Source organism: Nocardioides yefusunii, from assembly GCF_004014875.1.
GTDB classification, from domain to species: Bacteria; Actinomycetota; Actinomycetes; order Propionibacteriales; family Nocardioidaceae; genus Nocardioides; species Nocardioides yefusunii.
Map to the genome: position 1 here is coordinate 2581042 of NZ_CP034929.1, position 14832 is coordinate 2595873.

Genomic DNA, 14832 nt, shown 5'->3' on the forward strand with positions numbered 1-14832 from the left:
GGTTCACCGACCGCCGGGCAGGGCCAGGCCCACGCGCTCGTAGACGTCGCGCAGGGTGCGCTCGGCGACCTCGTTGGCCCGCGCAGCACCGTCGGCCAGAATCTGGTCGAGGTGGGTGCGGTCCTCCATGAGCTCGAGCGTGCGGTTGCGGAACGGGGTCACGAAGTCGACCACCACGTCGGCCACCTCCTTCTTCAGATCACCGTAGCCGCGACCTGCGAAGGACTCCACCAGTTGCTCCACCGGCGTGCCGGAGATCGCGGAGTGGATGGTGAGGAGGTTGGAGACGCCCGGCTTCTCGGCGGCGTCGAACCGGATCTCCATCTCGGAGTCGGTGACCGCGGAGCGGATCTTCTTGGCCGAGACCTTGGGGTCGTCGAGCATCTCGACGATGCCGGCCGGCGACGAGGCGGACTTCGACATCTTGCGGGTCGGGTCCTGGAGGTCGACGATCTTCGCCGTCTCCTTCATGATGTACGGCTCGGGAAGACGGAAGGTCTTCTTGTAGCGCGAGTTGAAGCGTCCCGCGAGGTCACGGGTCAGCTCGAGGTGCTGACGCTGGTCCTCGCCCACCGGGACGTACTGGGGGCGGTAGAGCAGGATGTCGGCAGCCATCAGGATCGGGTAGGTGAAGAGGCCCACCGAGGCGGCGCCCTCACCCTGCTTGGCCGACTTGTCCTTGAACTGGGTCATGCGGCGGGCCTCGCCGAAGCCCGTCATGCACTGCAGCACCCAGCCGAGCTGGGCGTGCGCGGGGACGTGGGACTGCACGAAGATCGCCGACTTGGCCGGGTCGATGCCCATGGCCACCAGCTGGGCCGCGGAGCGACGGGTGCGCTCACGCAGCACCTTCGGGTCCTGCTCGACGGTGATCGCGTGCAGGTCGGCGATGAAGAAGAAGTTCTCGTAGTCGTCCTGCAGGTTGACCCACTGACGCAGCGCACCCAGGTAGTTGCCGAAGTGGAACGAGTCGGCGGTGGGCTGGATGCCGGAAAGGATGCGCGGACGCGCAGTGGGCTTTCCGTCTGCTGCGGGGGTGAGCTCGGAGGACATGGAACCCATCCTCTCAGGCCTCCCCACGAGGTCGCGAACCGAGTCCGGGCCCACCCGGCACCCGCACCCCACCGGTTCGAGTCGTGGAACAGCCCGTTCGACGACTCAGAACGGTGGGGTCCGCAGGTCAGAGGACGGCGCGGGTGCGGCGCTCCAGGCCCCAGGAGGCGAACAGCACGAACGCACCGACCGCAGCCAACCCGAAACCGACGACGCCGGGCGCGCGGTAGCCCCAGCCAGCAGCGATCACGAGACCACCCAGCCAGGCACCGAGCGCGTTGGCCATGTTGAGCGCGGCGTGGTTCATCGCGGCACCGATGGTGGGGGCCTCCGAGGTCACCGACATGAGTCGCACCTGCAGGTTGACCACCAGGATCGAACCGAACGTCGTGATGCCCATGACCAGCGGCAACGTCCACCAGCCCGACGCTGCGAACGCGGCGAACGCGAGCAGGCACAGACCCTGACCGATCGAGCCGACGAAGAGCGACCCGAAGATCGACCACGACGACATCTCGCCGGCCAGCCAGGTGCCCAGCACCATGCCCAGACCGAAGACGAACAGGAAGACCGGAGCCGCGGACTCGTCGAGCCCACCGACCTCGGTCAGCGTCGGGACGACGTAGGAGTACACGGCGAACATGCCGCCGAAACCGACCGCACCGGCGACCAACGTGATCAGTACCTGCGGCTTCTTGAAGACGCCCAGCTCGGTGCGCCACGACGCGGTGGCGTCGCCGGGACGTCGCGGGATGCACGCCACGACCAACGCGAACGTCAACAGGCCGAGTGCGGCGACCACCCAGTAGGCCGCGCGCCAACCGATCGTCTGTCCCAGCCACGTGGCCATCGGGACACCGAGCAGGTTGGCGACCGAGAGGCCCATCATGACGGTCGCGACCGCACGTCCTTCGCGTCCCTGTCGGGCCATCGAGGCCGCGAGCAGCGAGGCGACACCGAAGTACGCACCGTGCGGCAGACCGGCGACGAAACGGGCCAGCAGCAGACCGTCGTAGGAGGAGACCAGGGCCGTGGCGATGTTGCCGACCGCGAAGAGGGCCATGAAACCCAGCAGCGCGTTACGACGCGGCCAGCGTGCCCCCAGCACCGCCATCGTCGGGGCGCCGATCACGACGCCGATCGCGTAGGCACTGATCGCGTGACCGGCCGACGGGATCGACACGTCGGTGGCGCGAGCCATCTGCGGCAGCAGACCCATCGAGACGAACTCGGTGGTGCCGATGGCGAAACCACCGACCGCGAGGGCCAGGACGGCGAGCACGAAGCGGCGGCTGTCGTAGGGGTCACCCGTCGACGTCAGCGGGGGCGTCGACCCGGCAGCCGGGTCGACGGCGGGGTCGGCGGAGGTCGGGGCAGTGCTCGCGTCGGTGGCCGCGTCGGTGCTCGGTGAAGAAACGTTCATAGGTGGACCAGTCTCGTCCTTGGGCGCGTCGATCACCGATTCGTCACGACGACGTCACGAGTGCCCGGCCCTGAAATGGCCGCAGGGCCCCGGCGGTGAGACCGGGGCCCTGCGGGTGGTTCAGACGCTCTTCACGAACGCCTCGTCACTCTGGATCAGAGCGAGGCGAGGGCGGCGTTGAAGGTGGCCGACGGACGCATGACAGCGGCAGTCTTCTCGGCGTCGGGGCGGTAGTAGCCACCGATGTCGGCGGGCTTGCCCTGGACGGCGACGAGCTCGGCGACGATCTTCTCCTCGTTCTCCGCGAGCTGCGCGGCGAGCGGGGCGAAAGCGGCAGCCAGCTCGGCGTCCTCGGTCTGCGCAGCCAGCTCCTGGGCCCAGTAGAAGGCCAGGTAGAAGTGCGAACCGCGGTTGTCGATGGTGCCCAGCTTGCGGCCCGGGGAGCGGTCCTCGTTGAGGAACGTCTCGGTGGCCTTGTCGAGCGTGGTCGCGAGGACCTTGGCGCCCGGCTTGCCGGACTGCTCGGCGTAGAGCTCGAGGGACGGAACCAGAGCGAAGAACTCGCCGAGCGAGTCCCAACGCAGGTAGTCCTCGTTGACGAGCTGCTGGACGTGCTTCGGGGCCGAACCACCGGCGCCGGTCTCGAACAGACCGCCACCGTTCATCAGCGGGACGACGGAGAGCATCTTCGCCGAGGTGCCGAGCTCGAGGATCGGGAAGAGGTCGGTGTTGTAGTCACGCAGGACGTTACCGGTCACCGAGATGGTGTCCTCGCCCTTGCGCATGCGCTCGAGGGTGAAGGCGGTGGCCAGCTCCGGGGTCAGGATGCGGATGTCCAGGCCCTCGGTGTCGTGGTCGGCCAGGTAGGTGTTGACCTTGGCGATCAGCTGGGCGTCGTGGCCGCGGGCCTCGTCGAGCCAGAAGATGGCGGGGGTCTGCGACGCGCGGGCGCGGGTGACGGCGAGCTTCACCCAGTCGCGGATGGAGGCGTCCTTGGTCTGGCAGGCGCGCCAGATGTCGCCCTCGGCGACGTCGTGGGAGAGGAGGACCTCGCCCGCGGCGTTGATGACCTCGACGGTACCGGCAGCCGGGATCTCGAAGGTCTTGTCGTGCGAGCCGTACTCCTCGGCAGCCTTCGCCATGAGACCGACGTTGGGGACGGTGCCCATCGTGGACGGGTCGAGAGCGCCGTTCTTGCGGCAGTCGTCGATCGCGACCTGGTAGACGCCCGCGTAGGAGGAGTCCGGGATCACCGCGAGGGTGTCCTGCTCCTTGCCCTCGGCGTTCCACATGATGCCGCCGGCGCGAATCATCGCGGGCATGGAGGCGTCGATGATGACGTCGGAGGGGACGTGGAGGTTGGTGATGCCCTTGTCGGAGTCGACCATGGCGAGAGCGGGGCCCTCGGCGATGGCCTTCTCGAAGGCAGCCTTGATCTCGGCGCCGTTGGCGAGCTTCTCGAGACCCGGGTAGATGGTGCCCAGACCGTCGTTGGCCGAGAGGCCGGCAGCGGCGAGGTCGTCACCGTAGGTGGCGAACACGTCGGCGAAGAACGCCTTGACGACGTGACCGAAGATGATCGGGTCGGAGACCTTCATCATCGTGGCCTTGAGGTGCGCGGAGAACAGGACGCCCTCGGCCTTGGCGCGAGCGATCGCGTTGCGCAGGAAGGCGTTGAGGTGAGCGACCTCGAGCACGGAGGCGTCGATGACCTCGGCCTCGAGGACCTTCAGACCCTGCTTGAGGACGATCTTCTCGCCGGCCTCGGTGGTGAGGACGACGTCGAGGACGTCGTCGGCCGGCATGGTGACCGACTTCTCGTTCGACTTGAAGTCGTGCTCACCCATGGTGGCGACGTTGGTCTTCGACTCCGTCGACCACTCGCCCATGCGGTGCGGGTGCTTCTTGGCGTAGTTCTTGACCGACGCGGGGGCGCGGCGGTCGGAGTTGCCCTCGCGCAGGACCGGGTTCACGGCGGAACCCTTGACCTTGTCGTACTTCGCGCGGAGCTCGAGCTCCTCGGGGGTGCTGGCGTTGTCCGGGTAGTCCGGAATGTCGAAGCCAGCAGCCTGCAGCTCGGCGATCGCAGCCTTGAGCTGCGGGATCGAGGCCGAGATGTTCGGCAGCTTGATGATGTTGGCCTCAGGCGTGGTGGCCAGGGCACCGAGCTCGGCGAGAGCGTCGTCGGCCAGACCGAACTGGGCCAGGATGCGGGCGGCGACGGAGATGTCGCGGGTCTCGACCTCGACCCCCGCCTTGGCGGAGAACGCCTCGACGATGGGGAGGAACGAGTACGTCGCGAGCAGCGGCGCCTCGTCGGTGTGGGTGTAAATGATCTTGGCCATGGTGGCAGCGACTCCTTGTCGGCTCATGGATTGCTTGACGTCAAGATACCCGACACGCGGGAACCCTTCACCCTTGACGGTCCCGGTGCACGTCCGGTGAGACTGTGGAGCCACCACGCATGCCCCACCCCCGGGAACCTGACAAGAGAGGGCACTTCCCATGAACTCACAGCCCACGACCGGCCACAAGGTCGCCGCCGAGGTGCTCGGCACCTTCGTGCTCGTCTTCTTCGGCGTCGGAGCCGCCGTCATGACCGGCGCCTTCAACGAAGCCGCGCACCCGTCCCACTACGTCACCACCGGCCTCGCCTTCGGTCTCACCGTCCTGGTGATGGCCTCTGCGGTCGGCCGGATCTCCGGTGGCCACTTCAACCCGGCCGTCACCCTCGGTGCCGCCGTCGCCGGTCGCCTCTCGTGGTCGGCCGTCCCGCTCTACTGGATCTCCCAGATCGTCGGCGGTGTCCTCGCCGGTGCTGCTCTGTTCTTCATCCTCGGCACCAGCGACAACTACGACGTCGACACCATGGGCATGGGGGCCAACGGTTTCGGCGACGCCTCCGCGATCGGCATCAGCCTCGGCGGCGCCCTCGTGATCGAGGCGCTGCTCACCGCTGTCTTCCTCTGGGTGATCCTGGCCGTCACCGACTCCCGCACCGAGGTCTCCGCCGTGCTGGCGCCGGCCGCGATCGGCATGATGCTGACCTTGATCCACTTCGCCTCGATGTCGGCCACCGGCACCTCGGTGAACCCGGCCCGCTCGTTCGGTCCCGCGCTGTTCGCCGGCGGCGACGCCCTCAGTCAGGTCTGGGTCTTCTTCGTCGCACCGCTCGTGGGTGCCGCGATCGCAGGCGTCAGCTACGCGTTCATGTTCGGCAAGGACCCGGCGTTCGACGAGAACACACCCGAGGAGCCCTTCGAGGACCTCGACCGCTCCAACTGACCCACCTCGTTCTTCCGACGACGCCCCGGCCGGTTTTCCGGCCGGGGCGTCGTAGCGTCTCCGGGTGGCCCGCAAGCAGAGCAGCACCTCCCCTGACGTCTACGTCCTCGAACTCGACGGCATGCAGCAGTCGGCCGTCGACCTCTCCGACCCCACGCGTCTCTCCTTCGACTACATGCGACGGATCGCAGCGTTGATCGACGCACTCCCCGGCGGACGCCTGCCGCAGGAACGCCTCGCAGTGCTCCACGTCGGAGGGGCCGCGATGAACCTGCCGCGCTACGTCCACGTCCGTCGTCCGGGCTCGTCGCAGATCGTGCTCGAACCCAACGCCCAGGTCGTCGAGCAGGTCCGGGCCGAGGCACCGCTGCCGCCGCGCAGCGGGATCAAGGTCCGCACCGTCGACGGGGCCACCGGGATCGGCACCGTGCGTGAGGACTCCCTCGACCTCGTCGTCCTGGACGCCTTCGACGGCGCGCAGGTACCGGTCGACCTCACCGGTGCGGAGTTCCTGGGGCACGTCGTCCGGGTGCTGGCTCCGGGCGGGGTCTTCGTGGCCAACCTGACCGATCGGGCACCGTTCACGCTGGTGCGCGACGTGGTCGCCGGTCTCGAGGCGCTGTCCAGCACCGTCGACGGGTGGGCACCACGAATCGCCGTCGGTGCCGAGACGTCGACGTTCAAGGCGAAGCGTCCCGGCAATGTCCTGGTCGCAGCAGGGGCCCTGCCGGACGAACCGTTCGGCCGGTTCTCCCCCGGCGAGTACCGGGTGCTGACCGGCACCGCGGTGCGCGACTCGTTCGGTGGCGGCCGTCCGCGGCCCTGAACAACGGCCTGGGCGACGGACTGAGCAGCGGACTGAGCAGGCTCAGTCGGTGTGGGCCTCCAGCGTCGCCACGCCGTCGGCGTGGGAAGAGACCATCACCGGGCCGACGCCACGGGCGAGGTCAACGGTCCATTCCCGGGTGTACTCCCCCGGATCGCGCGGCACGGTGGCGAGCGCCAGCACGAGGACGTCGTCGTAGGTCCCCGACCCCGTCTCGACCGGTCTGCTCGTGGGCCCCTCGACGCTGAGCCGCAGCGTCACCTCGCCGTGCGGTGCAGCGACGGCATGACCGTCCGCGCGACGGGGCTCAGCTGGGAGCACGAGCCCGGCCGGAGCGCCGGCGGCGATGCTCCAGGACCGCTCCGTGTCACCGGGCACCGCCAGTGCGAGCAGCCAGACGTTGCCGTCGACGTCCTGCGCGACGTGCGCCGTCCAGTCCTCACCCTGACGCAGGACCGTCGCGGTGATCCCCTCGACGACCTCCGTGGCGGCGTCGACGGTGAGGGTCAGGGGCCGGTCCTCGACCTCGACGGCGAACTCCCACCGTGCGCCGGGCGTGAGCGGAAGCCACGGGTGGGTGATTTCGTCGACGAAGTGGTCCGCAGCGGGTGAACTCCACGGCACGTCCAGACCGTCGACGCCCGACGTGGGTGCCACCTTCGGCGACCCGACGCGGATTGCCCAGAACAACGCCACGACGAACAGCACGACGACGCCGGCAGCGATGACGCGCAGCGTCGTGGACACACGACGGCGGCGAGCAGGCGGGAGCTCCGTCCGGTCAGTCACCCCGCAAGCATGCACGACGCGTGCAACCGCGCCGCAACCGCACGCGAACGCCCCAGGACGCTGGACAACGGGTCTACAGTCGAAGCACAGCACCACTCCCGTCCCAGCACCACAGGTCTGCCACCCACAGATCTGGAGCCCAGCCCCGAGGAGTCCCCGTGTCCCAGCAGTCTCCCCTCAAGGTGGCCGTGACCGGTGCCGCCGGTCAGATCGGCTACAACCTGCTGTTCCGTCTGGTCTCCGGCGCACTCGCCGGGGACCGCCCCGTCGAACTGCGACTGCTGGAGATCGAACCGGCGTTGAAGTCCCTCGAGGGCGTCGTGATGGAGCTCGACGACTGTGCGTTCCCCACCCTGGCCGGGGTGGAGATCGGCTCGGACGCCGAGAAGGTCTTCGACGGCGTGAACCTGGCACTGCTGGTCGGGGCCCGCCCGCGCGGCCCCGGGATGGAACGTGGCGACCTGTTGGAGGCCAACGGGGCGATCTTCACCGCCCAGGGCAAGGCCCTCAACGCGGTCGCGGCCGACGACGTCCGGATCGGTGTGACCGGCAACCCGGCCAACACCAACGCCCTGATCGCGATGCGCAACGCCCCCGACGTTCCGGCCTCGCGGTTCTCCGCGCTCACCCGCCTCGACCACAACCGGGCGATCGCCCAGGTCGCGTCGAAGGTCGGGGTTCCCGTCACCGAGGTCTCCCGGATGACGATCTGGGGCAACCACTCCTCCACGCAGTACCCCGACCTGTTCCACGCCCGCGTCGGTGACCGCAGCGCCGCTGAGGCGGTCGGGGACGACGCCTGGATTGTCGACGACTTCATCCCCACCGTCGCCAAGCGAGGCGCGGCGATCATCGAGGCCCGGGGCAGCTCCTCGGCAGCTTCGGCCGCCTCCGCGACGATCGACGCCGCTCGGGACTGGCTCTTCGGCACCGGCTCCCCCGGCCGTGAGGACGACTGGGTCTCGATGGCCGTCGCCTCCCCCGGTGCCTACGGCGTCCCCGAGGGACTGATCTCGTCGTTCCCGGTGCGCTGCACGGATGGCGACTGGGAGATCGTCGAGGGGCTGGACCTCAACGACCTGTCCCGGGAACGGATCGACGCCTCGGTGGCCGAGCTGGTCGAGGAACGCGACGCCGTGCAGGCGCTGGGTCTGATCTGATCCGGGTCTGATCCGGGCCTGATCTGAGTACGTGCGCTCATCCGCACTCCTGCTGTCGTGTCCAGACTGGAGGGCATGACGCCGCAGGACGACCGCCCCACCCCGACCTCAGCCGCGCTCCGACGTCGTCGGGGACACCGATGGTTCACGGCGCTCGCCACGGTGCCGCTCCTGGCACTCGCCGGTGGCGTTGCGTGGCTGGAGGCCTCCGGCACGCCTCTGCTGGACGAGTGGGTCTGCGCCGACGGCGAGATCCCGGTCGTCTCCGCCGCGGGAGGGAGCGCCTGCATCGCGCAGGACGACGCACCCGAGCCGGGGTGGAGCGCCGACGTCTTCGGCAATCGACCGCTGAGCTGTCACCAGCGCTGGGGCTGGACCGAGGTCTACGCCCTGAAGATCAACCGCACCGATCCTGACCACGTGCGCACCGACTGCGTCCGCGACGACGCGACCGTGCCTCAGGGATGGGCCGCCGTGCCGCAGGGCTGGGAGCCGCTTGACGGACGCCCGATCAGTCTGGGCAGAGAGGTCAGCTGAGAGCCGGGTGGTGCGCGCGGTCAGAGGGGCTGGTCGGGAATCGAACCCGCCAGGAAGACCATGACACCGGCGACCACGACGTGCAGGACGACGTCGGTGGCTCGTGAACGCACGGCCAGCATGCCGGCGGTGCTGGCCGGAAGCACCAGTCGCGCGAGCGCAGCCACGACGTGGACGCCGGCGAAGATCCGCACTCCGGTGCGCCAGTCCACCAGGACCACCACGAGCACCGCGGCCACGGCACCGAGCAGCATCACCAGGTAGACGACGCCGCCGAGCGTCTCGGGGAACCAGCGCGAGGAGACGTCGGCGTGACGTGCCTCTGCGGGCGTCAGGCCGGTGGTCGCCGTCGTCGGGGCGTGCTGCGGAACGCCGACGACCTCCCCACCGACTCCCGGAACGGGGGTGTCAGGGAGGTCGTCGGCTTCATGCATGGTGAACAGTCTGCTGCACGGGGCAGGATCAGGCCGAAGCGCCGCGCTGTCAGGACTGCTGGGCAGCCTGCTTCTCGGCGATCTGGACCACGTTGGCGAGCAGCATCGCGCGGGTCATCGGACCCACACCGCCCGGGTTCGGGGAGACGAAACCAGCGGTCTCCCAGACGTCGTCGGCCAGGTCGCCGGCGATCTTGCCGTCGACGCGGCTGACACCGACGTCGAGCAGGGCAGCGCCAGGCTTGATCATGTCGCCGGTGATGATGCCGGGGACACCCGCGGCGGCAACGACGATGTCGGCCTTGCGGACGTGCTCGGCGAGGTCGACGGTGCCGGTGTGGCACAGGGTGACGGTGGCGTTCTCGCTGCGGCGGGTCAGGAGCAGACCCAGCGGGCGGCCCACGGTGACACCACGGCCCACGACCACGACCTCGGCACCGTTGATGTTGACGTCGTGACGACGCAGCAGCTCGACGATGCCGAACGGGGTGCACGGGAGCGGGGCCTCGTTGCCGAGCACCAGCCAACCGAGGTTGGTGGGGTGCAGGCCGTCGGCGTCCTTGGCGGGGTCGATCAGACCCAGGACGCGGTTCTCGTCGCGACCGCGCGGGAGCGGCAGCTGGACGATGTAGCCGGTGCAGGCGGGGTTCTCGTTGAGACTGCGGACAGCGTCCTCGATCTCCTCCTGCGTGGCGGTCTCGGGCAGGTCGATGCGGATCGACTCGATGCCGACCTCCGCACAGTCCTTGTGCTTGCCGCCGACGTACCACCGCGAACCCGGGTCGTCGCCGACCAGGATCGTGCCGAGGCCGGGAACGATGCCCTGCTCCTTGAGCGCGGTGATGCGGCCGCGGAGCTCTTCCTTGATCGCGGCCGCCGTGGCGGTGCCGTCGAGCTTGCGTGCAGTCATGTGTCTGCCTCCGGTTCTCGGTGAGATCAGTGGAAGAAGTGGCGGGTGCCGGTGAAGTACATGGTGACGCCCGCGGCCTTGCAGGCCTCGATGGTCAGTGCGTCGCGCACCGAACCGCCGGGCTGCACGATCGCCTTGACGCCGGCGTTGATCAGGATCTGCGGGCCGTCCTCGAACGGGAAGAAGGCGTCGGAGGCAGCCACGGAACCGCGGGCGCGCTCAGCACCGTCCTCGGCGAGGGTGTTGGCGCGCTCGACGGCCAGCTTGCAGGAGTCGACGCGGTTGACCTGGCCCATGCCGATGCCGACCGAGCCGCCGTCCTTGGCGAGCAGGATGGCGTTGGACTTCGCGGCGCGCACGGCCTTCCACGCGAAGGCGAGGTCGGCGAGGGTGGCCTCGTCGGCCGCCTCACCGGTCGCGAGGGTCCAGTTGGCCGGGTCGTCGCCCTCGGCCTGGAAGCGGTCGGCCTCCTGGACGAGGAGACCGCCGGAGACCGGACGGGTCTCGAGCTCGGTCGCGTTCTCGGTGCCGCACACCAGGATGCGGATGTTCTTCTTGGCCTGGAGGATCTCCACGGCGCCGTCCTCGTAGCCCGGGGCGACGATGACCTCGGTGAAGACCTCGGCGACCTGCTTGGCCATCTCGACCGAGACGGGGCGGTTGGAGGCGATGACGCCACCGAACGCGGAGACCGGGTCGCAGGCGTGGGCCTGGGCGTGGGCGGTCGCGATGTCGTCGGCGGTGGCCACACCACAGGGGTTGGCGTGCTTGATGATCGCGACGGCCGGGCCGTCGAAGTCGTTCGCGGCGCGACGGGCGGCGTCGGTGTCGACGTAGTTGTTGTACGACATCTCCTTGCCGTGCAGCTGCTGCGCGCCGGCGAGGCCGGTGCCCGAACCGTCGGTGTAGATGGCGGCCTTCTGGTGCGGGTTCTCGCCGTAACGCAGGGTGTTCTGCTTGGTGAACGTCGAGCCGGTCCAGGCGGCGAAGCCGTCAGCGACGCCCTCGTCGTTGACCGAGGAGTCGACCAGGACGGAACCCATCCAGGTGGCGACGTCGGTGTCGTAGGAAGCAGTGTGGACGAACGCCTTGAGCGCCAGAGCCTTGCGCTCGGCGTAGGTGAAGCCACCGTTGCGGGCTGCGGCGAGCGCGGCAGCATAGTCGGCACCGTCGGTGACGATCGCGACGCTGGGGTGGTTCTTGGCGGCGGCGCGGACCATCGTCGGGCCGCCGATGTCGATCTTCTCGATGATCTCCTCGACCGTGCCGCCGGCGGCGACGGTCGCGGCGAACGGGTACAGGTTCACGACGACGAGGTCGAAGGGCTCGACACCGAGCTCGTCGAGCTGGTCGATGTGGTTCTGGATGCGGCGGTCAGCCAGCACACCGGCGTGGACGCGCGGGTGCAGGGTCTTGACGCGACCGTCGAGGCACTCGGGGAAGCCGGTCAGCTCCTCCACCTTGGTGACGGGCAGGCCGAGGCTCTCGATCAGGGCGGCGGAGCCACCGGTCGAGACGAGCTCGACGCCGGCCTCGTGCAGGCCCTTGACCAGTTCGTCGAGACCGGTCTTGTCGAAGACCGAGACGAGGGCCCGCTTGATCGGGACCTGCTTGTCGGCGCTGTAGTCGTGGGCGGTGGGAACGGAAGACACTGCTTCTCCTCGGGGTGGTTGTCACGTGGAGAGAGCACCCAGGCGGTCGATGCTCGTCAGTACCCCGTTCGGGGCCACTCCCCGGTGGTTGCCCACCTGCGCCAGTCGTGTGAAGAAAGTGTAACGCTCAGATGCCGAGGCGGACGCGACGACCGTCGACGCTCCAACCCTCGCGTGACATACGTCCCACGTTGTCGACGAGCATGACGCGCTCGGCGACCTTGATCCGCTCGTGCAGCGTCTCCACGGTGTCGTCGTCCTCGACCGGCACGACGCTCTGCGCGATGATCTGGCCGGTGTCGACGCCCGGGTCGACGACGAACAGCGTGCACCCGGTGACCTTGACGCCGTACGCGAGGGCGTCGGCGGGGCCCTTCGTCCCGGGGAACGACGGCGAGAGCGCCGGGTGGGTGTTGACGACGGCCTGCGGGAAGGCAGCCAGGAACTCAGCACTGACGAGCTTCATGAAGCCGGCCAGGACGACGAGGTCGGGCTCGAAGCCGGCAACGGCGCGGGTGAGGGCGCGGTCCCACGCGTCACGGGAGTCGTGGTCGCCCAGGCGCTTCACGAAGGTCGGGATGCCCTTGCGCTCGGCGCGGGCCAACCCCTCGATGTCGTGACGGTCGGCACCGACGGCGACGACCTGCGCGCCGTAGGCCGGGTCCTCGCAGGCATCCAGGATGGCCTGCAGATTGGTGCCCGAACCGGACACCAGAACGACGAGACGGGCAGGAGTGTGAGTCGGCTTGGGCACGACGTGAGTCTAGGGCTGACGTTCCTCGGGCTCGTCGGTGCCCGTCCGGACGTCTTCCTCAACGTCGGCCTCACCGTCGGCCTCTGCGTCCGGGGCGTCGTCCCGGTCTGGGCCCGACTCGGCGTCCTCGTGGACGACCATCCGGTGCTCGGCCGTGGCCTCGACGTCGTCCGGCACGTCGATCTCTGCCGCGACCTCGGTCTCAGGGTCGGGCTCAGGCTCGGGCTCCGCCGCAGGCTCGGGCTCCGGTTCCGGCTCGGCGGCGTCGGTCTCCGCGTCGGCGGCGTCCTCGTCGGCGAGCGGAGCGGTCACCACCGGCACCTTGTTGGTCTGCTCGACCAGCGCGTGCTCCTGGGCGAGTTCGTGACTGAGTTCCTCGGCGTCCGTGGGCTCGGCGTCCGTGGGCTCGACGTCCGTGGGCTCCGCGTCCGTGGGCTCCGCGTCCGTGGGCTCAGCGTCCGTGGGCTCAGCGTCCGTGGGCTCAGCGTCCGTGGGCTCCGCGGCGGCAGGCTCGTCCTCGACCGCAAGCTCGGCCTCGAGTTCGGGTTCAGCAGCAGGTTCGACGTCGCGCTCCGGCTCGGCGGCGCTCTCTGGCTCCGGCGTCTCATCGACCGGCGTCTCCTGCGCATCCTCCGCGCTCGGCTCCCCCACGACGCTCTCCGACGGATCCACCGGCACACCGCCACGGCGCACCCACCAGGTCCCGGCCAACGCCCCGAGCAGCGTCCCGAGGCAGAAGAGCGGCGCCGCAGCGACCAGCACCGTCGTGCCGCTCACGCCGACCTCGGCCATCCGGCCGGGTCCAGCAGCACCGTCAGCCATCGCCGTCAGCACGGCCAGGACGATCGAGGCCAGCAGACCAGCCCCGAGACCGGCGACCGCAGCGTGCGTCCAGCCCGTGATCCGCAACGTCACCTGACGTCGCACCATCAGCGCGGCAGCCAGCAGCACCGGCACCGCCAGGTGCACGGCCCACCAGCCGGGCGCAGGGCCGTCGTCGGGCAACGCACCCAGGATCGGCACCAGCGGCAGCGGACCGAGCACCACACCCGAGGGAGCGACCGCGGTCGCGGTGCCCACCTGAAAACCGGGGCCCAGCAGGAACGCGCTCGACCACAGCACCGCCTGCGGCAGCAGCACCACACAGGCCAGCACCAACATCGTCGTCTCCGAGGGGGACGTGCCCAGGCTGCGCACGATCTCGGCGGCGTCGGGGTAACCCACGACCATGGCCACCACGAACAGCAGCGCGCTCACCGCGAACCAGGCCCGCAACAGTTCCCACGCCCCGGCGAAGGCGTCCTGAGCAGCGACCGGGACCCGCTCGGCCCACCACCGGACACGCCCCGACCCGAGGAGCACACCGGCACCCGCCACCACCACTCCGAAGAGCAACGACCACCGGACCACGCCCGCGACCGATCCCTGCCACTGCGGCGACGAGACGGCGGACAACGCCAGGACGGCCACCGTGAGGTAGCCGGCAGTGAAGCCGCCGGTGGCGAGCAGGACGGTGAAGTCGCGTTCGCCGTCGCCACGCCGCGCTTCGTCGGGGCCGTGGTTCCAGACCGCCTCCCCCAGCCGCAGTGACGCCTGCCAGGAGAGCCAGGCGGCCATGAGGGTGATCCCGAGCGGGAGCAGCGTGATCGCCACACCGTTGACCTCGAGACCGGCACCGTGGCCCACGAGCCAGGCCCGGGTGCCCGCCGCGACACCCTCACGAGGTGCGCCGTGCCCACCGGCGTCGGAGAGGTACCAGCCGACCAGGCCGATCACGGCACACACCACGATCCCCAGCAGCGCCGCACCGGCACCGGCCAGCAGACCGAGCAGAGCAGTCGGACGATGCGGACGTTGGGCGGAGAATCCCTCCCCCCGCACCGCCGCAGGACGTGACGAAGAGCCCCCCGGAGCGGGGAGCTGTGGACGGGTCGACGTGGGGAAGGAGGCGCTCATGTCACACCCATCATCGCCCGACGCCACCCCGTCGCGGCGCGTGCCACGCCGCC

13 protein-coding genes and 1 riboswitch are annotated in these 14832 nt (G+C 69.6%); of the genes, 4 read left to right on the plus strand and 9 right to left on the minus strand.

Translation table 11 applies throughout. The annotated features are described in order from the left end of the window. Positions 1–3 precede the first annotated feature (3 nt). The 3 genes from trpS to EOV43_RS11765 form a co-directional block, all read right to left on the minus strand. The gene (gene trpS / locus EOV43_RS11755) at positions 4–1053 is read right to left on the minus strand and encodes a tryptophan--tRNA ligase (protein ID WP_128221448.1); all 1050 of its coding nucleotides are present in this window, start codon (positions 1051–1053) and stop codon (positions 4–6) included. A gap of 127 nt (positions 1054–1180) precedes the next feature. Continuing rightward, positions 1181–2476, minus strand: coding sequence for an MFS transporter (locus EOV43_RS11760; protein WP_128221449.1), 1296 nt, complete (start codon positions 2474–2476; stop codon positions 1181–1183). Positions 2477–2631: 155 nt separating this feature from the next. Next, positions 2632–4821 (minus strand): NADP-dependent isocitrate dehydrogenase, encoded by a 2190-nt coding sequence (locus EOV43_RS11765; RefSeq protein ID WP_128221450.1) that lies wholly within the window; start codon positions 4819–4821, stop codon positions 2632–2634. Between the two features lie 160 nt (positions 4822–4981). On the opposite strand from EOV43_RS11765, the gene EOV43_RS11770 reads away from it, so the two are divergent. Together EOV43_RS11770 and EOV43_RS11775 are read left to right on the plus strand one after the other, a co-directional pair. Next, entirely contained in the window at positions 4982–5761 is a 780-nt protein-coding gene (locus EOV43_RS11770) for an MIP family channel protein (protein ID WP_128221451.1), read from the plus strand. A 64-nt stretch (positions 5762–5825) separates the two neighbouring features. Beyond that, entirely contained in the window at positions 5826–6587 is a 762-nt protein-coding gene (locus EOV43_RS11775) for a spermidine synthase (protein WP_164878675.1), read from the plus strand. Between the two features lie 42 nt (positions 6588–6629). Here EOV43_RS11775 and EOV43_RS11780 read toward each other — a convergent pair whose 3' ends face one another. After that, positions 6630–7376, minus strand: a complete 747-nt coding sequence (locus tag EOV43_RS11780; RefSeq protein ID WP_128221452.1) for a hypothetical protein — start codon at positions 7374–7376, stop codon at positions 6630–6632. 158 nt (positions 7377–7534) lie between these two features. On the opposite strand from EOV43_RS11780, the gene EOV43_RS11785 reads away from it, so the two are divergent. After that, positions 7535–8536 carry a malate dehydrogenase gene (locus EOV43_RS11785; protein WP_128221453.1) on the plus strand — a complete coding sequence of 334 codons (1002 nt, stop codon included), beginning with the start codon at positions 7535–7537 and terminating at the stop codon, positions 8534–8536. A 75-nt stretch (positions 8537–8611) separates the two neighbouring features. Beyond that, on the plus strand, positions 8612–9073 hold the full coding sequence (locus EOV43_RS11790) for a hypothetical protein (protein ID WP_128221454.1): 462 nt from the start codon (positions 8612–8614) through the stop codon (positions 9071–9073). A 20-nt stretch (positions 9074–9093) separates the two neighbouring features. Here the strand turns inward: EOV43_RS11790 and EOV43_RS11795 are convergent, their stop codons facing one another. The 5 genes from EOV43_RS11795 to EOV43_RS11815 all read right to left on the minus strand — a co-directional run bounded on the left by EOV43_RS11795 (position 9094) and on the right by EOV43_RS11815 (position 14779). Continuing rightward, positions 9094–9507 carry a DUF3017 domain-containing protein gene (locus EOV43_RS11795; RefSeq protein ID WP_128221455.1) on the minus strand — a complete coding sequence of 138 codons (414 nt, stop codon included), beginning with the start codon at positions 9505–9507 and terminating at the stop codon, positions 9094–9096. Between the two features lie 49 nt (positions 9508–9556). After that, positions 9557–10417: a bifunctional methylenetetrahydrofolate dehydrogenase/methenyltetrahydrofolate cyclohydrolase gene (locus tag EOV43_RS11800; protein ID WP_128221456.1), complete on the minus strand. Its 861-nt coding sequence runs from the start codon at positions 10415–10417 to the stop codon at positions 9557–9559. A gap of 26 nt (positions 10418–10443) precedes the next feature. Next, on the minus strand, positions 10444–12069 hold the full coding sequence (gene purH / locus EOV43_RS11805; RefSeq protein WP_128221457.1) for a bifunctional phosphoribosylaminoimidazolecarboxamide formyltransferase/IMP cyclohydrolase: 1626 nt from the start codon (positions 12067–12069) through the stop codon (positions 10444–10446). A 29-nt stretch (positions 12070–12098) separates the two neighbouring features. Further along, positions 12099–12188: riboswitch (ZMP/ZTP riboswitch) on the minus strand. A gap of 8 nt (positions 12189–12196) precedes the next feature. Beyond that, on the minus strand, positions 12197–12823 hold the full coding sequence (gene purN / locus EOV43_RS11810) for a phosphoribosylglycinamide formyltransferase (RefSeq protein ID WP_128221458.1): 627 nt from the start codon (positions 12821–12823) through the stop codon (positions 12197–12199). A gap of 9 nt (positions 12824–12832) precedes the next feature. Then, positions 12833–14779: a cell division protein PerM gene (locus tag EOV43_RS11815; protein WP_128221459.1), complete on the minus strand. Its 1947-nt coding sequence runs from the start codon at positions 14777–14779 to the stop codon at positions 12833–12835. Positions 14780–14832 lie beyond the last annotated feature (53 nt).